The following is a 21,922-nucleotide window of genomic DNA, read 5'->3' on the forward strand; positions in this document are numbered from 1 at the left end:
GCTAAGCCTTTCAGCGCCGATGGTACTGCAGGGGGGACCCTGTGGGAGAGTAGGACGCCGCCGAACAATCATTGTGGGAAAGCCCCGCACCTTAATTGGTGCGGGGCTTTTCTGCGTTCCGGGGGTCTTTTCGTCATAGGATCCCGGGCTATGAGCGAGCATGTGATACGGCCCGTACGCGCCGGCGAATGGGAGAAGGTCAAAGAGCTACGGATCTCCGCCTTGAGGGATCCGGCGGCCTCGGTGGCCTTCCTGGAGACCGTCGAGGCGGCCGAAGGGCGGCCCGACGCCTTCTGGCAGGAGCGGACCGCCGGTGCCGCCGAGGGTCGGTGGATCCGGCAGTTCATCGCCGAGGCGCCGGACGGTACCTGGAACGGGAACGTGGTGGTTCTGGTCGAGGAGGCCGGGAGCACCGGGATCTTCGACGAGGCCATCGAGGTGCACCAGGGGCACCTGGTGGGGGTCTTCGTACGGCCCGGGCAGCGGGGGACCGGGCTGACCGAGGCCCTCTTCGAGGCCGCGGTGGAGTGGGCCTGGTCGCTGGAGGAGCCGGCGCTGGAGCGCGTACGGCTCTTCGTCCACGAGGACAATCCGCGGGCGGCAGCGTTCTACCGGCGGTTCGGGTTCGCCGAGAGCGGTCGCGTCGTGGAGCTGGAGAGCGGCGCCAAGGAGCTGGAGTACGCCCTCGAAAGGTCCGAGCCGCGGCGCCACTGAACAGTAGAGCAGCGTGGAGGGCGGCCACGGTCCGATGAGACCAGGGCCGCCCTCGTGTGCTGACTCAGCGGGCGAACTTGGCGTACTCGTCGAAGTTGATCTTCTTGTCGCCGTTCTCGTCGGCCATCCGCACGATCATCTGGGCGTTGTCGTCCGAGACCTTGCCGCTGGCGGTCTGGAGGGACGCCTTGAATTCGTCGGCGGTGATGAATCCGTCCTGATCGGTGTCGATCTTGTCGAAGGCTGCGCGCTTGTCGGCACTCATCTGGGGTCTCCCTCACGTCATGGTTACTGGTCATGGGTCAACGACCGACCGCGCATGGCAGGCACGGGCGGTTGGGTCGGCATTCGGGTGGTATGTGACGACTGATCGGCGGACGCGTGCCTCGCAGCCCGGACCCCGTCAGGCGAACAACTTCAGTAGCGGTCGAACGGGGCGTGGGGCCAGCGGGCGCGGGCCTGTTCGCGGCTGCGGCACAGGGCGAGGAGCGGGAGCGTCCCGTCACGCAGGAGGTCCGGGAGTTGGGGGACGGGGGCCACGGCCGCCACGTCCTCCAGGACCAGCGCCAGTGGTGGGTCGAGCCGACCGTGGGATGACCGTGCGGCCACGCGACGGCCGTGCTCGACCACGCTGGAGGCGAGTGCGGTCAGCAGGGGCATCGCACCCGGGTGGGTCCGGGGGTCTTCGAGAGGTTCGCCCACCACGTACAGGGTGCCCCCTTCGGTCACGAAGGATGCGAGGGTGAGCGAGTCCGTTCGGTTCGGGTGGCAGGCCTCGCGGATGTGGATCGAGGCGAGGCAGGACAGCGCACGGGCCGTCAGGTGCTGTGCCTGTTCGCGGCGTTCGGCGTGGGCGGTGAGGGCGCTTTCGTGTTCGCCGGCCGCGCCGGGGGTCGCCCGGGGGTGGGTGCGCAGGATGCGGACGGGTTCTTGGGCCTGGTGCCCCTGGGCCCAGCGGTGGAGCTGCTTGAAGGGGAGCTCGTCGAGGGCGGCGGCCTGGAGCCAGCCGCGGAGGAGCGTTTCGGCGGTGTCCGCGACGGCGGCGTCCATGCGGGCCTGCGGGCGTACGGGGGCCAGCAGGGCGAGGGCGCGGGCGGCGGCGGTGTCGCGGTCGGCGCAGCCCTCGGCCGGGTTCCAGTGCATGCGGGCCGGGGTGTCGCACAGGTGGGAGGGGTCGTAGAGGAGGACGGGGCCGAGTTTGGCGCGGGCGTCCTTGGTGTCCGACCAGAGCGCGGGGGACGAGGTGACCACCAGTACGGCGCCCTCGGCGGCGGCGATGGCCTGCGCGGCGAGGCGGTGGCGTTCGGCGGGGGTGGCGTAGGTCGGGCGGGGCGCCGGGGTCGTGGCCGCCGGGGCGTAGCCGAAGCCGTAGCGGTAGGCCTCGTCCACGGGGGAGGCGGAGGTACGGTCCACCGCGGGGGCGGGGGTGGATACGGGAGCCGGGGCCGGAGCCGGCGTGGGTGCCGGGATGTGGGGCTGCGGGGCGGGGTCGGGACCGGGGGCCGGCGGTGCCGGGTGGCGGGCCAGGGCGCGGCGGGACTTCGTACGGGCGATCGCGCCCAGCGCGAAGACGGCCAGTACCAGCAGCACCAGCAGCTGGCCGATGAAGAGCCCCCAGAACAGGCCCCATCCGGAGAGTGCGGAGGGGTCGGTGTCCGGCCAGGCCGCGGCGATGCCGTGCGGCTGCGCTATCAGGGCGCGGACGGCCTCGGGGGTGCGGGTGAACGTGACGGTGTCCGGCCAGGCGCCGTGGGCGAAGAGGGCGGCGAGGCCGGTGGCCGACCAGACCAGGACGGCGAGGCCGAGGACGAAGGCCAGGAGGCCGATGAGTACGCCGTCGGGGATGCCGCCGCGGTCGGGGGACTGCGTACGTCTGGGGTCGGGCATGGTCAGGCCACCGTGGTCGCTGAACCTGGGCCGCTGTTGCGGTGGCGTTCCATGTACAGGGCCCGTTCCTCCGCTTCGAGTTCGGCGGCCAGCAGTTCGTCGGGGAGTTGTTGCCGGGAGGACTCCGTCATCGCGCGGTCGGTGTAGACGAGGGGGCGTTCGGCTTCGGTGATCAGGTGTTTGACGACCTGGACGTTGCCGTTGACGTCCCAGACGGCGATGCCGGGGGTGAGGGTCGGGATGATCTCGACGGCCCAGCGGGGGAGGCCGAGGACCCGGCCGGTGGCGCGGGCTTCGTCGGCCTTCTGGGCGTAGATGGTCCTGGTGGAGGCCATCTTGAGGATGGCCGCGGCTTCGCGGGCGGCCGCGCCGTCGACGACGTCGGAGAGGTGGTGGACGACGGCGACGAAGGAGAGGCCGAGGCGGCGGCCGAACTTCAGGAGGCGCTGGAACAGCTGGGCGACGAAGGGGCTGTTGATGATGTGCCAGGCCTCTTCGACCAGGAAGATGCGCTTGACGCGGTCGGGCCGGATCCAGGTGTGTTCCAGCCACACGCCGACGATCGCCATGAGGATGGGCATGGCGATGGAGTTGCGGTCGATGTGGGAGAGGTCGAAGACGATCAGGGGCGCGTCGAGGTCGATGCCGACGGTGGTGGGGCCGTCGAACATGCCGCGCAGGTCGCCGTCGACGAGGCGGTCGAGGACGAGCGCGACGTCGAGGCCCCAGGCCCGGACATCGTCTATGTCGACGTTCATCGCGAGGGCCGATTCGGCTTCGGGGTGGCGCAGCTGGTCCACGATGTCGGTGAGGACGGGCTGGCGGTCGCGGATGGTGTCGACGACGTAGGCGTGGGCGACCTTGAGGGCGAAGCCGGCGCGTTCGTCGAGGCCGTGGCCCATGGCGACTTCGATGATGGTCCGCAGCAGCGCGAGCTGCCCGGTGGTGGTGATCGACGGGTCGAGGGGGTTGAGGCGGATCCCGTCGTCGTTGGCGGCGATGGGGTCCAGGCGGATGGGGGTTATTCCCAGCTGCTGGGCGATCAGGTTCCACTCGCCGAAGCCGTCCTCGCCCTGGGCGTCGAGGACGACGACCTGGCGGTCGCGGAAGCGGAGCTGGCGCAGGACGTACGTCTTCTCCAGGGCGGACTTGCCGTTGCCGGACTCGCCGAGGACCAGCCAGTGCGGGGCCGGGAGCTGCTGGCCGTAGAGCTGGAAGGGGTCGTAGATGTAGCCCTTGCCGCTGTAGACCTCGCGGCCGATGATGACCCCGGAGTCACCGAGGCCGGGGGCGGCGGTGGGCAGGTAGACGGCCTGGGCCTGGCCGGTGGAGGTGCGGACGGGCAGGCGGGTGGTTTCCACCTTGCCGAACAGGAAGCTGGTGAAGGCGTCCGTCAGAGCGGACATGGGATCTCGCATGGGCGGCACTTCCCTCCAGCTAGCGTCGGATGCCGGTGGCGAACGGCAAGGTGTTGACGAAGGCACGGTGGTGCTCGCGGTCGCACCACTCCAGCTTCAGGTAGGACTTGCCGGCGGAGGCGCGGATGGTGCGCTTGTCGCGGGCGAGGGCTTCGGGTGATCGCGAGGACACCGTGATGTACCCGACGAGGTTGACTCCCGCCGCACCACTGGCGAGATCTTCACCCCTCTGGTCGAGTCGGCCGTGGGCGGCGATGTCGCGGGGGTCGACGGTGCGGTTCATCTTGGCGGCGCGGGAGGCGTCGGCCTCGTCGTTCGTCTTCTCCGTGAGCATGCGCTCGATGGCGATCTCGGTGGGTTCGAGGTCCATGGTGACGGCGACGGTGCGGATGACGTCGGGGGTGTGGACGAGCAGGGGGGCGAGGAAGTTGACGCCCACGGGGGTCATCGGCCATTCCTTCACCCAGGCCGTGGCGTGGCACCAGGGGGCGCGGGTGGAGGATTCGCGGGTCTTGGCCTGGAGGAAGGTGGGTTCCACGGCGTCGAGTTCGGCGGGCCAGGCGTTGCGCTTGGTCATGGCCTGGATGTGGTCGATGGGGTGGTCCGGGTCGTACATGGAGTGCACGAGGGAGGACAGGCGGCCCTGGCCGAGCGGCTGGCGGACGCGGATGTCGGCCTCGGCGAGGCGGGCGCAGATGTCGGTGAGCTCGCGGGCCATGACGATGGCGAGGCCCGCGTCGCGGTCGAGTTTGCGGCCCTTGTGGGGCGTGCCGGCGCGGGCGATGGTGTGGGCCTCGGCGGCGAGTTCGCGGGTGTAGTGCATGCAGGCGACGAGGTACGCGCGGTGCTGCTCGGAGGAGGTGGACACCATCGACTGGAGCTGGTCGTAGGAGTCGCGGAGCCAGCCGGGGGAGTTGGTGTCGCCGCGCTGGGCGACGTCCTTGGCGTGGGCGTCGGGGTCGGCGGGCAGGGTGCGGGCGAGCATCTGGAGGCGGGTGACGAAGCCGTCGCCGTTGGCCACGTGCTTGAGGAGGGTGCCGAAGCGGTCGACGAGGGCTTCCTGGTCCTCGCTGTCGCGCAGGCCGACGCCGGGGCCCTCGATCTCGATGGCGGCGGTGACGGTTCTGCGGTCGGCGTGGAGGAGTACGGCGATCTCGTCGGGGCCGAAGGGTGCGGCGAGCCAGTTGATGCGGCCGATGCCGGGGGGCGGGCCGACCTCGACCTCGCGGCCGTCGGAGCCGCGGACGCCGGCTTCCATGGCGCTGGAGCGGTACGTCGTACCACGGCGCAGGATCCGCTTGTAGCTGCGGTTGATCTCGAACCACCGGTAGAAGGTGCGGCCCTTGTAGGGGACGTACACGGCGGCGAGGGCGAGCAGGGGGAAGCCGACGAGGCTCACGATGCGCAGCGTGAGGTCGGGGACGAGCAGTCCGCTCATCATGCCGATGAACGCGCCGGCGATGATCAGGGCGATTTCGCCGGTCTCGCGGTTCTTGCCGACGATCGCGTTCGGCCGGGCGCGGCCGATCAGATACGTGCGGCGGGGCGTGACCGGGTGGAGCTGGTGGGACTGGGTCGTCAACGCCCGTCACCTCCTGTGTTCCTCGTGCTCGAGCCAGTGCGGGGCGGGGGTGTGGCGGGGACGGTTCCGCCGCCGGACCCGCTGCCGGAGCCGCGGCTGCTGTGGGCGGCCATGCCTCCGGAGATCTGGTTGGCGCCGCCGCCCCCGCCCCCGCCGGAGTCGCCTCCGGCGCGGTGGGCGCCGCCGCGGCTGCTGTGGGTCTTGATGCCCTGGGAGACGAGGGAGGCCGGGGAGCTGATGACGGCCGCCGCCTGGGCGCCGTCGGTGGCCTGGGAGCGGTTGGAGCGGGCGGAGGCGATCTCGTCGCCGAAGCCGGGTACGAAACGGTAGATCATCGCGGAGGCGAAGATGGCCAGGAGGATGATGGCGAGGCCGGAGACGACGGCGGAGAAGGCGTTCGGGCCCTTGTCCCCGGCGAGGGCTCCGGCGAGGCCGAGGACGATGACGATGACCGGCTTCACGAGGATGACGGCGATCATGATGCCGGCCCAGCGGCGGACGTGGCTCCACATGTTGCGGTCGACGAGGCCGGCGTAGACGACGGTGCCGAGGAGGGCGCCGACGTAGAGCAGGGCGGCCCGGATGACGAGCTCCAGCCACAGGATGCCGGCGGCGAGGACGGTGACGAGGGCCACGACGATCAGCATGATCGGGCCGCCGCCGATGTCCTCGCCCTTCTTGAGGGCTTCGGCGAAGGAGCCGAAGAAGACGTCGGTCTGGCCGCCGGTGGCGGAAGCGATGACCTCGGTGACTCCGTCGGTGGCGGAGACGACGGTGTAGAGGATCAGGGGGGTGAAGGCGGAGGCGATGACGGTGAGCCACAGGAATCCGATGGCTTCGGAGATGGCGGTGGTGACGGGGACGCCGCGGATGGCGCGCTTGGCGACGGCGAGGAGCCACAGGACGAGCGTGAGGATGGTGGAGGCGGCGAAGACGACCGCGTACTGCTGGAGGAACGCGGTGTTGGTGAAGTCGACGGTGGCCGTGCCCTTGACGGCTTCGCTGAGCTTGCCGACGATCCACGCGGCGGCGTCGGCGCAGCCGCGGGCGAGGGAGGCGAGGGGGTTGAGGGCATCGGTGGGGTCGTTGGACAGACCGGCGCCGGGGGTCTGGCCGGTGGAGGCTCCGTCGCCCTTCTCGCAGTAGTCCTTGGCCGAGCCGATGAGGAGCTTGCAGTCCTCGTTGGCCCGCGGTGTCGGCGTGGGTGTCACCACGGCGGAGGGTGCGGGCGAGGCCGGAGGTGTGGTCGCGGCGTGGGTGCGGGTCGCCAGTGCTACGACGGCCAGGTGGGCGGACGCGATGACACCGGCCGTCCGGAGCCGGAGGCTGGGTCGTCTCTTTCGGATCTCGTCGGCCGAGCCCGCGGCGTCCGGTGCCGTGCATGGCAAGGCGGAGGGGCGTGCCGCGTACTGGACGTACCCGGACGCCCCGACAACGCGGCCAGGTGCGGTGCCGGGCGTCGCGGGCCCGGCGAGATCCGAAAGAGACGGCCTAGCGGGCATAGGTGAACCCTCCGAACTCCTTGGTGGCCTTGCTGATGTCGTCGGCGGACGAGGCGGCGACGTCGCCGGGGACCGGGGCGGGACCGTCCTGCTGGCTGTCGGCGGTGACCTTCCAGTCCTCGCCGGACCAGACCAGTTCGAAGGTCCAGGTCTTCCAGGTGGTGCGCACCGGGTCGGTGGACTTCGCGCCGGACATGCCGATCAGGCCGGTGGCCCACACGGCGATCTTCGCGGCGGCGGGGGTGTAGTTCTCCACGCGGGTGCCGACCGGGACGGTACGGCTGACGAAGGTGCTGCCCTGCGGCGGGTTGCCGTTCGCGTCGAGGCCGAGTCTGGCGAGGAACGCCGTGGAGTACGCGGCGTCCTGCGGGCCTTTGAGCCGGCCCGCCGCTTCGGGTGTGTAGATCCCGTCCGTGATGGCGTGGCGGGAGTCCTTCTTGAACATCCCGTCGGAGCCCATCACGACGGCGTAGTTCGCGGCCGCCGACTGGGCTCCCTGTTCGTCGTGGGCGAAGCCCTTCGGAATGCCGGCGGTCTTGGCGGTGACCGGGCTCGTGCCGGTGGGGGCCGTGGAGGAGGCGGACGGGGGTTTGTCCGAGGATTCGTCCCGGCGGGTGTCCGGGGCCCTGTTCGCGAACGCGATCGCCGCGATGAGCAGGACCACCACGCCGACCGCCGTGATCAGGCCGCGGGAGGCGCGCGGGGTGCGGCGGGGGGTGCCGTACGGGTCGGAGGAGTCCGGGAGGCGGGTACGGGTCTGGCCCGTGCCGCCGACCTCGCCGTGGCCGCTGCCGCCGTACTGGTCGTCGTTGCTCATTACGTATCCGCCCCCTCCGCGTCGTACGACGGTAGCGCTCGTTCCCGCGTGGCCGCGGTGTGGTGATTCGCCATCAGGTACGACGGCAGGCGGGCGGCGGCACGGCTAGACGGCCATTCCGTAGACGATCGTGAACAGGGTTCCGAGGGAGCCGATGATGAAGACTCCGGTCAGTCCGGCGACGATGAGGCCCTTGCCCTGTTCGGCGCTGAAGGTGTCGCGCAGGGCTGTCGCGCCGATGCGCTGCTTGGCCGCGCCCCAGATGGCGATGCCGAGGCAAAGGAGGATCGCGACGGCCATGACCACTTCGATCATGATCTTCGCTTCGTTGCCGAGACTGCCGAACGGCCCCCAGTTCGGAGCGATTCCACCGATGATGGTGGTGATGTCGCCCTTTTCGGCTGCCAGGATCATGTAACTCACCGCCCCAGTATGGGTAGTTCCGGTAGCCCGTGCCCGACGGCAGGGGTCACGCACTATCTTCGCTGATGAAACCGGCGCCGTCGTCGACTTGGGTGCTCTCTTTACCCGATCTCCCGGCCCGCTCGGCGCCTTCGCGCTCTGACCTGGACGGGTGTGGTGCGTATGCGAAAGAACGTACGGTCACTCTGTGTATCACGGGGGGTGACCCCGGGCAATGATTGTCGGCTCGGCGTGCGGGCGGCCGGGCGAGGGGCGGCCGTTCGGCGCAGTGGGGCCGCGTGTCGTTGGGCCGACCCGCTGACATATGTCCGACATTCCGTCAGTCATTCCACTCGCACGCCTGGTTGCGGGTGATGCTCCACGTCGTTCGGTAGGAACGATGCAAGGAGAATGCTGATGGGTTCCGCAATGATGGCGGGTCGGCGCGCGTGGCTGGCCGGCGGCCTCGCCGTGCCGCTGGCGCTCGCGCTCACGGGTGTCTCGGCTCCGGCGATGGCGGACGTGTCGGGCGGCGGCGTGGCGGTGGCGGTGCCCATGGGGGGCGCTGACTGTGCCGAGAGCGCGAAAGCCGTGAAGAGCGCCAAAGCCGAGCAGCGGGCGCTGAAGGCGGCGTCCGCCGGTCAGGGACACGGCTGTACGGGGACGCGTGAGGCGAAGGGCGGCGGCGGCAAGGGCGCCAAGGGTGCCAAGGGCGACCGGGGTCCGGTCGGTCCGAGGGGCCCGAAGGGCGACCGGGGTCCGGCGGGTCCGCCCGGAACGGCCGGGCCGTGCGCGGCCATCGACACGCTCAGGGGCACGGGCAACTCCGAGTTCACCGCCGCGGTGCGCGGCGGGAGGACCTTCCTGGGCGTGCGGACGGTGAATCCGATGCCCGGCCCCTATGTCTGGAGGGACCTCAGCACGGTGGCGAACCCGGGTCACCCGGCGAACGCCTGCGGCGTGACGGTCATCAGTGAGGGCAACGTGCTGCGGATCAAGGTGCTGACGGCCACCGGGTTCCTGTTCGAGACCTCCTGCACGACCGCGCCCGCCCTCGTCTGCCCGACGGGCTGGACGCCGCTGGTCAGGCCCTGACGGCCGCTGTGGCCATCCCGCGGGTGTCACGGTCGCGAGCGCGAGCCGGCCGAGGGCGTTCGCGGGTGGTCGCGTCCAGGGCGTGTGTGGTGCGCGAGGGGCGCATCGCCGTTCGGTGAGCGCCGTATCGAGCTGTCCCTCACTCTGGCGAGCGCCGCGGCCGGGCGCCCACACTGGCGCGCATGAATCAGCGGAACCTCGCGTACGAGGAACAGGTCGTCGGCGGTGTGCGGCACTGCCGGATGCGCCGGGAGGGCGATCCCGAGCCGGTGTGCGCACTCGAAGTCGTCTCCTTCCGCCAGCGGTTCGGGACGGTGGCGGTCGCGGCCGAGGGGATCGGCGGGGTGGAGACACGGCCCGACTGCCGGCGTGAGGGGTACATGCGCCGGCTGCTCGACGCCGCGGTCGAGGGGATGCGGGGGCGGGTGGCGGTCGGCTTCGTGTCGCAGGCCATCGAGGGGGCGTACGAGCAGCGGGGCTTCGTGACCGCGCTCGGGGAGGGGGAGCTGGTGGTTCCGGTACGGGCCGTGGAGCGGGGTGCCGGGCCGTACGCCGAGCGAGGTGGGGGCGGGGGCGGGGCCGGGAGTGGGAGCGGGGGTGATGGGGTCGTGCGGGCGGGGACCGCGGCCGATCTGGTGGACGTGGTGCGGATCTTCAACGCGGCGCACGCGGAGCGGCCCTGGAGCCGGGTCCGGGAGGCGGACTGGGACCGGCGGGTGCCGCAGGGAATGTGGAAGCCGGGGTCGGAACTGCTGGTGCTGGAGGATCCGGCAGGGGAGGTCGCCGGGTACGCGTTGCTGCGGGGGCGGTCCTTCGGGGACAGCGTGCGGTCGCTGGTGGTGCACGAGATGGGGGCGCGGGACGCGGCCGGCGTGCGGCGGCTCCTGGTGGAACTGGCGGCGCGGTGCTGGGAGCTGCGGGTGGCGTCGTTCACGGTACGGGAGCCCGCGGACAGCCTGGTCGGACGCGTCGTGCGGGGGTGGGGGTGTGCGTACCGGCAGCGGTATCCGGTGGGCGGCGGGATGATGGCGCGGATCCTGCGGCGGGAGGCGCTGGTGCGGGAGCTGGAGCCGGAGCTGCGCAGGCGGGGCGGGGCTCTGTGCGGGGCCGATGTGCTCGGGGAGCTGGCGGGTGGGGGGCTGGTGCCGGATGACGGGGTGCTGGTGCGGATGCTGCTGGGGCACTGGTCGGTGGAGGACGCGGTGGTGCACGGGATGGTGGTGCCGCGGGGGTACGAGGCGGTGTACCGGGCGTTGTTTCCGGGGGGTGGGACGCCGGGGTTGGGCATGCCGCATGCCCATGTCCTGGACCGGTACTAGTCCGGGCCGGGCCCGTGCCGGATGCGGGGGCGGGGGGTGCCGCTGCGCGGAGCCGCTCCCCGCCCGCCTCGGTGGGGCGGCTAGGTCCAGTGGGTGGGGTGGGTGAGGGGTGCGGGGATGCGGGTCGTGGGGTTGCCTTGGGCCGCGTTCAGTTGGGGTTGGGTGAGGAAGAGGGTGTCCCGGAGGTCGGCTCCGCGGAGGTTCGTGTCGCGGAGGTCCGCGCCGATCAGGTCGGCGGTGCGCAGGTCGGCTCCGCTGAGGTCGGCGGCGATCAGGTAGGCGCCGCGGAGGTTCGCGCCGCGGAGGTCGGCTCCGGCGAGGCGGGCGCCCATCAGGTCGGCTCCGCGGTGGTTCTTCCTGCGGCCGGGGGACTTGGCGCGGACCAGTTCGCTCGTCTTCAGCAGCAGGGTGTTGATGTCCTGGCGGAGGGCGGGGACGTCCAGGGCGGCGAGGGTTTCGGCGTCCGCCCGGGTCAGCGCCTCGGTGCGGGCCAGCGCGGCGCGGAGGTCCGGGTGGACGGGGGCGGCGGCCGGGAGGGTGAGCGCCTCGGCGACGTAGTGGAGCAGCTCGTGCAGCTGCCGCATCACGGGGAAGGCCTCGAACATCTGGGCCCTGGTCTCCGGGTGGCCGCGCCAGTCGCGGCCGCCGAAGGTGACCTGGGAGATCTGCTGGCCGGCGCCGAAGCAGTCGAAGACGGTGCAGCCCTGGAAGCCTTTGTCGCGCAGGCCGGTGTGGATGCCGCAGCGGAAGTCCTGCTGGAGGTTCTCGCAGGGGGTTCCGGCGGTCTTGTTCACCGCGAAGTCGGCCGATTTGGCGAAGGGCAGGGCGACGCAGCACAGCGCGAAGCAGTTGGCGCAGTCCGCCTGGAGGACGGGAAGGGTCGTGGACACGGTTCCATTGTCACCGGGCCGGGGAGCGCAGGCTCATCTGGACGGCGGTCCAGGGGATGCCGTCGACCTCCTCCACGTCACGCAGGACGCGGTCCGTGCGGAACCCGAGCTTTTCGTAGAGGCGCAGGGCGGGCGTGTTGTGGGCCCAGACGCCGAGGTCGATCTCCGGGAGGGCCAGCTCGCCGAAGGCGCGTTCGATCACGTGTGAGACGAGTGTCTCGCCGAGGCCCTGGCCGCGTGCCCCGGGGGCGATGAGTACCCGGCCGAGGCGGGTCCCGTTGAGGGAGACATGGCCGACGGGGGCGTCTTCGGGGGTGACGGCGGTCCAGGTGTGGCGGCCGGGTTCCGTGGCGTACGCGGCGAGCTGGGTGTCGTCCAGGGGCCAGGTGAAGACGGGTCCGGCCCAGGTGACGAGTTCGGCCTCGGTGGTGATCCAGCTGCGCAGGAGCGCGGCGTCGCCGAGGTGGAAGGGGCGAAGGGTGAGGGGGGAGGCGGCGGTCATGGGGCAAGTATCCGAAAAGGCGGTCCGGGGAGGTGGCGCTGTTCTTCTCCGACGCGCGGCTGCGCGGAGAGCGGCCGGTCGCCCCGAGGGGCTGGTGCCCGGTGTTACCTGTGGGTAGCGTGCCGTGGCATGGACGCTGCTGACGGGTTCTACGAGCGGGTCGACACCGGGCGGTTCCTCGCCACCGACGCCACGCGCGGGCCCTGGGATCCGCGCTCGCAGCACGCCGGCCCGCCGGCCGCGCTGCTCGGGCGGGCGGTGGAGGAGCGGTCCGGGGCACGCGAGGACATGCGGGTCGCGCGGATCACCTACGAGATCCTGCGGCCGGTGCCGATCGGTGCGCTGGAGATCGCCACCAGCGTGCTGCGGGCCGGCCGGAGCACCGAGGTGGTGGAGGCGGTGCTCACCCCGGCGGGCGGGGCCGCGCCGGTGATGCTGGCGCGGGCCCTGCGGATCAGGGTCGCCGCCGAGCCGGTGCCGGCGGTGGCGCCGGGGCCGGTGCTGCCGCCGCCGGGCGAAGTCGAGGTGACGCCGTTCTTCCCCGTGCCGTGGGAGACCGGCTACCACACCGCCATGGAGACCCGGTTCACCGACGGCGCCTTCGTCGAGCTGGGGCCGGGCACCTGCTGGATGCGGATGAAGGTGCCTCTTGTCGCGGGGGAGGAGATCCGGCCCCTGGACCGGGTGCTCGTCGCCGCCGATTCCGGCAACGGCATCAGTTCGGTCATGGACTTCGGCCGGTTCGTCTTCGTCAACGGCGACCTCACCGTCCACCTGCACCGCCACCCGGTCGGGGAATGGGCCTGCGTGGAGGCCCGTACGAGCGTGGACGCGGCCGGGATCGGGCTCGCCGACGCCCGGCTGCACGACGAGAAGGGTCCCATCGGGCGCAGCGCGCAGAGCCTGTTCGTGGCCCCGCGGTAAGGCGCGCGGGGGGTCCAACCCCCTTGTCGGGGGCGGCAGTACGTATGGCAGGCTCGGTCGGATGGAGCCGCTCGCACAGACCGATCCCGCGTACATCGGCGCGCACGCGCTGCTGGCCCGCCTCGGGGCCGGCGGGATGGGTCAGGTGTACCTCGGGCGCTCGCCCGGCGGGCGGCTGGTGGCCGTCAAGGTGGTGCGGGAGGAGATCACCGGGCACCCGGAGGCGCTGGCCCGCTTCCGGCGGGAGGCGCGGACGGTGCGGGCCGTGCGCTCGGCGTACACGGCGAACCTGATCGACGCCTCGCTGGAGGAGGCCCCGTACTGGCTGGCCACCGAGTACGTCGCCGGCCCCACGCTCGGGCACGCGGTCGGCGCGCGCGGGGCGTTGCCGCCGCAGACCTGCCGGCGGCTGGGCGCGGCGCTGGCGGAGGGCCTGGCGAGCGTGCACGCGTACGGGGTCACGCACCGGGACCTCAAGCCGCAGAACGTCGTCCTGGGCGCGCAAGGACCGCAGCTCATCGACTTCGGGATCGCGCGCGGGGTCGGCGCGACCGTGCTCACCGAGGACGGGCAGGCTCCGGGCACGCCCGGCTACACCGCCCCCGAGGTGCTGCTCGGCGGCGCGACGGCGGCGGCGGCCGACGTCTTCGCGCTCGGCGCGACCCTCGCGTACGCGGCCACCGGGCGCCCGCCGTTCGGCACCGGCGTGGCGGCGACCGTGGGCTACCGGGCGGTGCACGAGCCGGTCGACGTGGCGGGGGTGGAGCCGGGGCTGGCGGCGCTGATCGAGGCGTGCGTGGCGAAGGACCCGGCCGCGCGGCCGGATCCGGCGGAGGTGATCCGGCGCTGCGGGGTGCGCGACGCGCTGGTGGACGACCTGGTCTACGCGGAGCTGGGCGCGCTCGGGGAACCGGTGCCGCTGCACGAGATGCGCACCCAGGGGCCGGGGTACCCGTACGTCCCCACACAGGACGCGGGGCTCTCCGGCGCCCGGCGGCCGGGGCGGCGGGGCAGGCGCGGAGTGTGGGCCGTCGCCGGGGTGGCGGTGGTGGCGGCGCTGTCGTTGGCGGCCTGGAAGCTGCTCCCGCTGGAGGGCGAGAAGGGCGGGGGCGAGGCGGGCAGGGGCGTGCGGACGCCCGGTGCGCAGACTCCGGGCGGGCAGACGCCCGCAGGTTCCACCGCGTCCGAGGGCGCGGCCAAGCCGCCGGCCGAGTACATCGAGGACGGGCTGTCCAACTATCTCTGGACGCGGTCCGAGGATTCCTCCCGCGCCGCCATGGGCATCGGCCAGTGCAACCAGCCGGTCGAGGAGAAGTCGCCCGGCAAGGAGTTCCAGACCTCTGTCGTGAGCTCCAGCACCAATGGGCTGCCGGCCAGGACGGCGACCATTGAGATGCGGGTCAAGTACGCCGAGATGGGCCGGAGCAAACCTGATCCGTACTACGTCTCCGTGGCCGTCAAGTCGCCCCACGACATCGAGTCGGACACCGGCAAGACCTTCCCGATGGACAACCCGACGATCGGCTTCACCAGCAAGCCCGTCGACATCTACTCCAAGTGGGATTCGGGGGAGTTCCTCACGCTCACCTACCCGGACGACTTCAGGGGCCACGCCGGTGCCGGGAAGTCCTGGCCCGCCGTGCCCCTCGCCAACGACCCGGGGGACTGGACGGTGGTCTTCTACCACGTCGAGGACGACCCCAAGAAGTACGGGAGCATCGCGTGCTCGGGCTTCCGAGTGGGGTAGTAGGACCCGCGACACGGTCATATCGCATATGAAAATGACGGGGATGGGGGAGGGTTGACGGGTGCGCAGATTCTGGATGGCAGGCGGGATCGGGCTCGGGCTGGCCCTGAGTTTCCTCATGCTGCTCGTGGTGGGGACGTACTCGGCCGCTGCCGGCCTCGTCGGCGGCGCGGGCAGCGGGGGCCGGGCGGTGGGGCTCGCCAAGGGCGCCGTGCCGGGCAAGTACCAGGCACTGGTGGAGAAGTGGGGCAACCTGTGCCCGGCGATCAACCCGGCGATGCTGGCCGCGCAGCTGTACTCGGAGAGCGGCTGGAACGCGAACGCGGTCAGCCCGGCGGACGCGCGCGGGATCGCGCAGTTCATCCCCGGCACCTGGGCCGGCCACGGCATCGACGGGGACGGTGACGGGGACCGGGACATCTGGGACCCCAACGACGCGATCCCGTCGGCGGCTTCGTACGACTGCCAGCTCGCCAAGGACGTGGCGGGCGTGCCGGGGGACCCCATGGCGAACATGCTCGCCGCCTACAACGCGGGGGCGTACGCGGTCATCAAGTACGGCGGGGTGCCCCCGTACAAGGAGACCCAGGGGTACGTGAAGTCGATCACCACCCTGGCGAAGAGCTTCGCGCGGCCGGTCGGCCGGGTCGCGCCCTCCCAGCAGGCCGCCGGGGCCATCTACTTCGCGCAGAAGCAGCTCGGGACGCCGTACCTGTGGGGCGGCAACGGCACGCCCGATCAGAACGGGCGGTTCGACTGCTCGGGGCTCACCAAGGCGGCGTACGAGACGGTGGGGATCGACCTGCCGCGCGTGGCGAACGACCAGTACAACGCCGGATCGCATCCCTCGCGCGAGGAGTTGCTCCCCGGTGATCTGGTCTTCTTCTCCGACGATCTGACGAACTCTCGGGACATCCGGCACGTCGGGCTCTACGTGGGCGGCGGCTACATGATCAACGCTCCGTACACCGGCGCGGTCATCCGCTTCGACAAGATCGACACCCCGGACTACTTCGGTGCGACGCGGGTGACCAAGGACGGCGCGCAGGCTCTTCCGGAGCGCGCGGCGGCCACGCCCGCCGCCTAGCAACTCTCCGTGAGGCGCAGGCCTTGAGCTGCGACGACGAGTCACTCTTCGATAACGTTGGGGTGATCATTCGGTGGAGAGTGGAACGTACCCGCCGGAGCGGCCGTTCCATGAGCACGGGGGTTGACTCAGCGGGGGGTTTGCAGGGCGCGCACCGCGGTGCGCCCTGAGGGAACCTAGGCAAGGGCAAGGGACCGCATCGCATGGCTGGACTCACAAGTGGTGGGCCGAATGTGGATGTCAGCCTGCTGTACGAGATCAACGGCCTGGCCCGGTACGTCCCGGACCGGTTCGACCGGGGGGTGAGCCTCCTCGGCGACTACGGAGTCCCGTTCGCCCTCGTCCTGTTGGTGCTGTGGTGCTGGCACGGTGCCCGGCGGCAGGACGAGACGACCGCCGTCGAATCGTTCGCCGTTCTGGTGTGGGCCCCACTGGCCGCCGCGATCGCGCTGCTCGTCAACATGCCGCTGCGTGAATTCGTGGCCCGCCCCCGGCCGTTCGTCCAGCACGAGGGCCTGGACCTGCTCGTCGGCGGACCGGGCCGGAGTGCGGGATTCTCCTTCGTCAGCGACCACACCACCCTGGCGATGGCGCTCGGCGTCGGTGTGTTCCTGGCCAACCGCCGGCTCGGACTCGTCGGCATCGGCCTCGCGCTCACCGAGGGCCTGTGCCGCGTCTACCTGGGCGTGCATTACCCGACCGACGTCATCGGCGGTCTCGCGCTCGGCACCGCCGTCGTGCTGCTCCTCGCGCCGCTCGCGACGGCGCTGCTGACCCCGGTGGTGCGCGCCGTGGCGCGCTCCCCGCGCGCGGGGCGGCTCGTACGGGCCAGGGGGCGGGTGGTGCCCCGTCAGGTCGAGCTGGCGCGGCAGCCGGCGGAGAAGGACCTGGCCGCGTAGGCCGCCGCGGCGTCAGCCGGCGTACGAGTTCCAGGCCGCGAGCAGGGACGCGGCCAGCAGGCACAGGCCCGCCCCGCCGAAGCACAGCCGTACCGCCGCCGGGCGTTGGCGGGGGGTCACGGCCGGCCGCCCTCGGTGCTGCGGCCGTCCGCTACCGCCCCGTCACGGCGGTAGCGGGAACGCAGCCACAGCCCGGTGGCCACGGCCGCGGCGGTGGTGAGCCCGAGGGCCAGCGCCACGTCGGCCGGTCCGTCCGCGGAGCCCACGGGTCGGGCCCAGGCCGCCGCGGCCGGGGTGAGCGCGATGAGCAGGGCCCAGAGGAGGGCCGCGACGCGAGGTGCGGTTCCTGGCATGACTCCAGGGCATCCGGTCCCGGGGCGCTCTGCCAGCCGGGCCGTCCGAACGGGCGACACGCGCGGCCGCGGGGGACGGGGCGCGCTCGGCGGCTACCCCGAGGCGTGCCGTACGGCGTCCCTGCGGGCCAGGTCGCGGGAACGGCGGGCCGGCCCGCTCCAGCCGCAGCTGCAGACGGCCAGGCAGAACGAACCGCGTTCGGCGGTGCTCGTGGTGTGGCCGGTGGACGGCTGAGCGGGCCCCGCGGGATGACGCGGGAGCGGCACAGCGGTAAACGGAGGGACCAGGGTCCCCTTGGTGTGCGGATCCACGTCTCCACGGTACCCGGGACGCGCCTGGCCCGGTAAGGCGAGGGAAGCCGGCGCCCCGTGACGGGAAACCCCGGACCTCGTTAACCGGAGCGGGTGGGGGCCTCGGGCAAACAGCGGTCATGCGTTGGGGGTTGGCAGGCGATGGTGGTGCACCAGCACAGGCGGCGGCGAGGGCGTGCGGGTGAGGCGGTGCTCGCGATCGGCTTGGCCGTGGCCATGGCCGTGCTGAGCGGATGCGGCGCCGGGGACGACCCCGGCCGCGGGCCTCGCGACGGCGACGACAGGCCGCCGCGCGACCCGGCCGCGGCGGTCCTCGGGGCCGCCGACGCGCTGGTCGCCACGGGAAGCGCGCGGGCCCGTACGGCCATGGAGATGGCCGCAGGCGGCACCCGCGTCACCATCCGGGGCGAGGGCGGCGTCGACTTCAAGAAGCGGATGGGCCAGCTGCTCGTCATGCTCCCGGCCGACGTGACGGGCAAGCCCGAGCACCGGCCCATCACGGAGCTCCTCGTCCCCGGCGCGCTCTACATGAAGAACCGGGGCGCGGGCGTCCCCGACGACAAGTGGGTCCGGGTCGACACGACCACCCTCGCCGACGGCAACCTCGTCACGGGCGGGGCCACCGACCCGCTGACCGCGGCCGAGCTGCTGCGGGGCGCGCAGGACGTGACGTACGTGGGCGAGACCGAGGTGTCGGGCGCGAAGGTGCGGCACTACCGGGGGACCACGGACATCGCGCGGGCCGCGCGCAGCGCGTCGGCGGGGATCAGGGGTGCGCTGGAGGCGGCGGCGAAAGGGTTCAGCAAGGACACCGTGCCGTTCGACGCCTACCTGGACGAGGAAGGGCGCCTGCGGAAGGTCAGGCACCGCTTCACCTACGTCAAGAATGGCGTGATCGATGTCTCGTCGACCACGCTGCTGTACGGCTTCGGGACGCCGGTGACCGTCGTACTGCCCGCGAGCGGGGACATCTACGCGGGGAAGATCGCCGACTAGCCGGTGTGCGGGCCAGGGTCCCGGTATCCGGAAATGGTCCATCCGTGTCATGCGCGCCGGGGTGGGCGATCCCTACGCTGAGAAGCCGGGCGAAGCCGGGCGCCGATGCCAGAGAGAGGTGACACACGTGACTCCCGCAGGCGGTACGACGGTGCAGGACCACGTGGCGCTCGCCGAGATCGAGCTGTGCGGTGAGCTGATCATCGCGGCGTCCGCCGTTGCCGACGAGCGGCTGAGCCAGGACCGGATCGACGAGGTACTGATGGCCATCGGGCTGTAGGCGCGGCGCCGTTTCCCGGGGCTCCGCCCCGGACCCCGCGCCTCAACCCCCCGGCCACCTCTCCCGGACTCCGTCCGGGGGGACCCCCTCGGCGGGGCCCCCGGGCGGGGCTGGGGGTCGTCGGCTGAGGCGTCGACTCAGGTGCGCAGCAGGCGGGCGATGGCCTTGGTGGCCTCTTCGACCTTCGCGTTGATCTCGTCTCCGCCCTTGACGGCCGCGTCCGCCACGCAGTGGCGCAGGTGTTCCTCCAGGAGCTGGAGGGCGAAGGACTGGAGGGCCTTCGTGCTCGCCGAGACCTGGGTGAGTATGTCGATGCAGTACACGTCCTCGTCGACGAGCCGCTGCAGGCCACGGATCTGCCCCTCGATGCGGCGCAGCCGCTTGAGGTGCTCGTCCTTCTGGTGGTGGTAGCCGTGGACAGGAGCGGCGCCGGCGTCGGCTCCGGAGCCTTCGACCTCGATGATCGTCATGCGTCCTCCCGGGGATCCGGAACGAGGGGTGGATACCCCGCATGGGTATATGGTACTTGGCCCCGGCCGCGGGGACAGGGGTCCGTGCCGCCCACTGTGCCTGATGGAGGACACTGGGGAACGGCCGGTTAGCCGTGGCCGGGGGATGCGCCTAGCATCAGCCTGACCGAATCCAATGCACCCCGAGGACCTCACGTGCGATTTCGTCTGACCCCCAGGGAGACGAGCTTCTACGACATGTTCGCCGCATCCGCGGACAACATCGTCACGGGCTCGAAGCTCCTGATGGAACTGCTCGGAGCGGACCCCTCCGCCCGGGCCGAGATCGCGGAGCGGATGCGGGCAGCGGAACACGCGGGGGACGACGCCACCCACGCGATCTTCCACCAGCTGAACTCCTCCTTCATCACGCCGTTCGACCGCGAAGACATCTACAAGCTCGCCTCGTGTCTCGACGACATCATGGACTTCATGGAGGAGGCGGTCGACCTGGTCGTCCTCTACAACGTGGAGGAGCTCCCCAAGGGAGTCGAACAGCAGATCGAGGTGCTGGCGCGCGCGGCCGAGCTGACGGCCGAGGCGATGCCGCACCTGCGGACGATGACGAACCTCACCGAGTACTGGATCGAGGTCAACCGTCTCGAGAACCAGGCTGACCAGATCCACCGCAAGTTGCTGGCGCAGCTCTTCAACGGCAAGTACGACGCCATCGAGGTGCTGAAGCTCAAGCAGATCGTCGACGTGCTCGAAGAGGCGGCCGACGCGTTCGAGCATGTCGCGAACACGGTGGAGACCATCGCGGTCAAGGAGTCCTGAACCCGGTGGACACCTTCGCTCTGGTCGTGACCATCGGTGTCGCGCTCGGCTTTACGTATACGAATGGTTTTCACGACTCGGCGAACGCGATCGCGACCTCCGTCTCGACGCGTGCCCTGACCCCGCGCGCCGCCCTGGCGATGGCGGCCGTCATGAACCTCGCCGGTGCCTTCCTGGGCAGCGGGGTCGCCAAGACGGTCAGCAAGGGCCTGATCGAGACGCCCCACGGCAACCGGGGCATGTGGATCCTCTTCGCGGCGCTCGTCGGCGCGATCGTCTGGAACCTGGTCACCTGGTACTTCGGCCTGCCCTCGTCCTCCTCGCACGCGCTGTTCGGCGGCATGGTGGGCGCGGCGCTGGCCGGCGGCATCGAGGTCCTCTGGGACGGCGTGATCGACAAGGTCGTCATCCCGATGTTCATCTCGCCGGTCGTCGGCCTGGTGGCCGGCTATCTGGTGATGGTGGTCATCCTGTGGATGTTCCGCCGGGCCAACCCGCACAAGGCCAAGCGCGGCTTCCGTATCGCGCAGACGGTGTCGGCGGCCGGCATGGCGCTCGGCCACGGTCTCCAGGACGCGCAGAAGACGATGGGCATCGTCGTGATGGCGCTGGTCATCGCCGATGTGCAGTCGGCCGACGCCGCGATCCCGATCTGGGTCAAGGTCGCGTGTGCCGTGATGCTGTCGCTGGGTACGTACGCGGGCGGCTGGCGCATCATGCGTACGCTCGGCCGCAAGATCATCGAGCTGGACCCGCCGCAGGGCTTCGCGGCGGAGACCACCGGCGCGTCGATCATGTTCGGCTCGGCGTTCCTCTTCCACGCGCCGATCTCCACCACCCACGTGATCACCTCGGCGATCATGGGTGTGGGTGCGACCAAGCGGGTGAACGCGGTCCGCTGGGGTGTCGCCAAGAATATTATTCTTGGTTGGTTCATCACCATGCCGGCGGCCGCTCTCGTCGCCGCCGTGAGCTTCTGGATCGTGAACCTGGCGTTCGTCTGACGCTGAGAGCGAGACGAAAGCGGGCCGGCTCCCCCCACCCAGGGGGAGCCGGCCCTTCTTTCTTTCGCCGTGCGGTGGCACCGCCATGCAGCACCGCAGGACGTTCTGTGAGCCCCGGGGGGCTTAGCCGAAGCGGCCCGAGATGTAGTCCTCGGTCGCCTGGACGGACGGGTTGGAGAAGATCCGGTCCGTGTCGTCGAGCTCGATCAGCTTGCCGGGCATGCCGACCGCCGAGAGGTTGAAGAAGGCGGTGCGGTCCGAGACGCGGGCCGCCTGCTGCATGTTGTGCGTCACGATGACGATCGTGAAGCGCTCCTTCAGCTCGCTGATCAGGTCCTCGATCGCGAGGGTGGAGATCGGGTCGAGGGCCGAGCAGGGCTCGTCCATCAGCAGGACCTGGGGCTCGACCGCGATGGCGCGGGCGATGCACAGCCGCTGCTGCTGGCCGCCGGAGAGGCCGGAGCCGGGCTTGTTCAGGCGGTCCTTGACCTCGTTCCAGAGGTTGGCGCCCTTCAGGGACCTCTCGACGATGTCCGCGAGCTCGGACTTCTTGAAGTTGCCGTTCAGCCGCAGGCCCGCCGCCACGTTGTCGAAGATCGACATGGTGGGGAAGGGGTTCGGGCGCTGGAAGACCATGCCGACCGTACGGCGGACCGCGACCGGGTCCACGCCCGGGGCGTACAGGTTCTCGTCGTCCAGGAGCACCTTGCCCTCGACGCGGCCGCCGGGGGTGACCTCGTGCATGCGGTTCAGGGTGCGCAGGAAGGTGGACTTGCCGCAGCCGGAGGGGCCGATGAAGGCGGTCACCGAGCGGGGTTCCACGGTCATCGAGATGTCGTCGATGGCCTTGTGGGTGCCGTAGAAGGCGGAGAGGCCGCTGACGTCGATTCGCTTGGCCATGAGGAT

24 protein-coding genes and 1 rRNA gene are annotated in these 21,922 nt (G+C 71.3%); 12 read left to right on the forward strand and 13 right to left on the reverse strand.

Annotated features, from left to right (window positions below):
* Both rrf and ACWDYJ_RS30940 read left to right on the forward strand, forming a co-directional pair.
* Positions 1-66: ribosomal RNA gene (gene rrf / locus ACWDYJ_RS30935) — 5S ribosomal RNA — on the forward strand; the annotation flags it as partial.
* Between the two features lie 84 nt (positions 67-150).
* Positions 151-714, forward strand: coding sequence for a GNAT family N-acetyltransferase (locus tag ACWDYJ_RS30940; RefSeq protein ID WP_451568906.1), 564 nt, complete (start codon positions 151-153; stop codon positions 712-714).
* Between the two features lie 64 nt (positions 715-778).
* Here ACWDYJ_RS30940 and ACWDYJ_RS30945 read toward each other — a convergent pair whose 3' ends face one another.
* From ACWDYJ_RS30945 to ACWDYJ_RS30975, 7 genes are all read right to left on the reverse strand, one after another.
* Positions 779-979, reverse strand: coding sequence for an EF-hand domain-containing protein (locus ACWDYJ_RS30945; protein WP_451568907.1), 201 nt, complete (start codon positions 977-979; stop codon positions 779-781).
* 152 nt (positions 980-1,131) lie between these two features.
* Positions 1,132-2,601 carry a type VI secretion protein gene (locus ACWDYJ_RS30950; RefSeq protein WP_451568908.1) on the reverse strand — a complete coding sequence of 490 codons (1,470 nt, stop codon included), beginning with the start codon at positions 2,599-2,601 and terminating at the stop codon, positions 1,132-1,134.
* A gap of 2 nt (positions 2,602-2,603) precedes the next feature.
* Entirely contained in the window at positions 2,604-4,019 is a 1,416-nt protein-coding gene (locus ACWDYJ_RS30955; protein ID WP_451568909.1) for an ATP-binding protein, read from the reverse strand.
* Between the two features lie 19 nt (positions 4,020-4,038).
* Positions 4,039-5,601: an SCO6880 family protein gene (locus ACWDYJ_RS30960; protein ID WP_451568910.1), complete on the reverse strand. Its 1,563-nt coding sequence runs from the start codon at positions 5,599-5,601 to the stop codon at positions 4,039-4,041.
* Positions 5,598-6,872: a hypothetical protein gene (locus ACWDYJ_RS30965; RefSeq protein WP_451568931.1), complete on the reverse strand. Its 1,275-nt coding sequence runs from the start codon at positions 6,870-6,872 to the stop codon at positions 5,598-5,600. The genes ACWDYJ_RS30960 and ACWDYJ_RS30965 overlap by 4 nt, the downstream gene beginning before the upstream one ends.
* Positions 6,873-7,092: 220 nt before the next feature.
* Positions 7,093-7,920, reverse strand: coding sequence for a hypothetical protein (locus tag ACWDYJ_RS30970; protein WP_451568911.1), 828 nt, complete (start codon positions 7,918-7,920; stop codon positions 7,093-7,095).
* Positions 7,921-8,025: 105 nt separating this feature from the next.
* A complete protein-coding gene (locus tag ACWDYJ_RS30975; RefSeq protein WP_031145169.1) occupies positions 8,026-8,334 on the reverse strand; it encodes a hypothetical protein in 309 nt (102 codons plus the stop codon).
* Positions 8,335-8,739: 405 nt separating this feature from the next.
* Between ACWDYJ_RS30975 and ACWDYJ_RS30980 the strand changes: the two genes are divergently transcribed.
* Positions 8,740-9,417, forward strand: coding sequence for a hypothetical protein (locus tag ACWDYJ_RS30980; protein ID WP_451568912.1), 678 nt, complete (start codon positions 8,740-8,742; stop codon positions 9,415-9,417).
* Between the two features lie 182 nt (positions 9,418-9,599).
* Positions 9,600-10,736, forward strand: coding sequence for a GNAT family N-acetyltransferase (locus ACWDYJ_RS30985; protein WP_451568913.1), 1,137 nt, complete (start codon positions 9,600-9,602; stop codon positions 10,734-10,736).
* Between the two features lie 80 nt (positions 10,737-10,816).
* Here the strand turns inward: ACWDYJ_RS30985 and ACWDYJ_RS30990 are convergent, their stop codons facing one another.
* Positions 10,817-11,626: a pentapeptide repeat-containing protein gene (locus ACWDYJ_RS30990; protein WP_451568914.1), complete on the reverse strand. Its 810-nt coding sequence runs from the start codon at positions 11,624-11,626 to the stop codon at positions 10,817-10,819.
* Between the two features lie 10 nt (positions 11,627-11,636).
* The gene (locus tag ACWDYJ_RS30995; RefSeq protein WP_451568915.1) at positions 11,637-12,128 is read right to left on the reverse strand and encodes a GNAT family N-acetyltransferase; all 492 of its coding nucleotides are present in this window, start codon (positions 12,126-12,128) and stop codon (positions 11,637-11,639) included.
* Between the two features lie 129 nt (positions 12,129-12,257).
* Between ACWDYJ_RS30995 and ACWDYJ_RS31000 the strand changes: the two genes are divergently transcribed.
* The 4 genes from ACWDYJ_RS31000 (at position 12,258) to ACWDYJ_RS31015 (ending at position 16,785) form a co-directional block, all read left to right on the forward strand.
* Positions 12,258-13,052: a thioesterase family protein gene (locus ACWDYJ_RS31000; RefSeq protein ID WP_451568916.1), complete on the forward strand. Its 795-nt coding sequence runs from the start codon at positions 12,258-12,260 to the stop codon at positions 13,050-13,052.
* A 61-nt stretch (positions 13,053-13,113) separates the two neighbouring features.
* Complete coding sequence (locus ACWDYJ_RS31005) at positions 13,114-14,799, forward strand: serine/threonine-protein kinase (RefSeq protein WP_451568917.1); 1,686 nt, start codon at positions 13,114-13,116, stop codon at positions 14,797-14,799.
* 76 nt (positions 14,800-14,875) lie between these two features.
* The gene (locus tag ACWDYJ_RS31010) at positions 14,876-15,886 is read left to right on the forward strand and encodes a C40 family peptidase (protein WP_451568932.1); all 1,011 of its coding nucleotides are present in this window, start codon (positions 14,876-14,878) and stop codon (positions 15,884-15,886) included.
* A 203-nt stretch (positions 15,887-16,089) separates the two neighbouring features.
* A complete protein-coding gene (locus tag ACWDYJ_RS31015; protein WP_451568918.1) occupies positions 16,090-16,785 on the forward strand; it encodes a phosphatase PAP2 family protein in 696 nt (231 codons plus the stop codon).
* A gap of 116 nt (positions 16,786-16,901) precedes the next feature.
* Here ACWDYJ_RS31015 and ACWDYJ_RS31020 read toward each other — a convergent pair whose 3' ends face one another.
* Complete coding sequence (locus tag ACWDYJ_RS31020; protein WP_451568919.1) at positions 16,902-17,138, reverse strand: hypothetical protein; 237 nt, start codon at positions 17,136-17,138, stop codon at positions 16,902-16,904.
* A 93-nt stretch (positions 17,139-17,231) separates the two neighbouring features.
* A complete protein-coding gene (locus tag ACWDYJ_RS31025) occupies positions 17,232-17,450 on the reverse strand; it encodes a hypothetical protein (RefSeq protein ID WP_451568920.1) in 219 nt (72 codons plus the stop codon).
* 141 nt (positions 17,451-17,591) lie between these two features.
* Between ACWDYJ_RS31025 and ACWDYJ_RS31030 the strand changes: the two genes are divergently transcribed.
* Both ACWDYJ_RS31030 and ACWDYJ_RS31035 read left to right on the forward strand, forming a co-directional pair.
* Positions 17,592-18,446, forward strand: coding sequence for a hypothetical protein (locus ACWDYJ_RS31030; protein ID WP_451568921.1), 855 nt, complete (start codon positions 17,592-17,594; stop codon positions 18,444-18,446).
* A gap of 127 nt (positions 18,447-18,573) precedes the next feature.
* Positions 18,574-18,726 (forward strand): hypothetical protein, encoded by a 153-nt coding sequence (locus ACWDYJ_RS31035; protein WP_451568933.1) that lies wholly within the window; start codon positions 18,574-18,576, stop codon positions 18,724-18,726.
* Between the two features lie 137 nt (positions 18,727-18,863).
* On the opposite strand, the gene ACWDYJ_RS31040 is transcribed toward ACWDYJ_RS31035, so the two are convergent.
* Positions 18,864-19,196 (reverse strand): metal-sensitive transcriptional regulator, encoded by a 333-nt coding sequence (locus ACWDYJ_RS31040; RefSeq protein WP_451568922.1) that lies wholly within the window; start codon positions 19,194-19,196, stop codon positions 18,864-18,866.
* Between the two features lie 195 nt (positions 19,197-19,391).
* Between ACWDYJ_RS31040 and ACWDYJ_RS31045 the strand changes: the two genes are divergently transcribed.
* Both ACWDYJ_RS31045 and ACWDYJ_RS31050 read left to right on the forward strand, forming a co-directional pair.
* Positions 19,392-20,012 (forward strand): DUF47 domain-containing protein, encoded by a 621-nt coding sequence (locus ACWDYJ_RS31045; protein WP_451568923.1) that lies wholly within the window; start codon positions 19,392-19,394, stop codon positions 20,010-20,012.
* A gap of 5 nt (positions 20,013-20,017) precedes the next feature.
* A complete protein-coding gene (locus ACWDYJ_RS31050) occupies positions 20,018-21,016 on the forward strand; it encodes an anion permease (RefSeq protein WP_451568924.1) in 999 nt (332 codons plus the stop codon).
* 123 nt (positions 21,017-21,139) lie between these two features.
* Here the strand turns inward: ACWDYJ_RS31050 and pstB are convergent, their stop codons facing one another.
* Positions 21,140-21,916 carry a phosphate ABC transporter ATP-binding protein PstB gene (gene pstB, locus ACWDYJ_RS31055; RefSeq protein ID WP_451568925.1) on the reverse strand — a complete coding sequence of 259 codons (777 nt, stop codon included), beginning with the start codon at positions 21,914-21,916 and terminating at the stop codon, positions 21,140-21,142.
* Between the last annotated feature and the right edge of the window lie 6 nt (positions 21,917-21,922).

The sequence above is a fragment of the Streptomyces sp. NPDC003042 genome, from assembly GCF_053591315.1.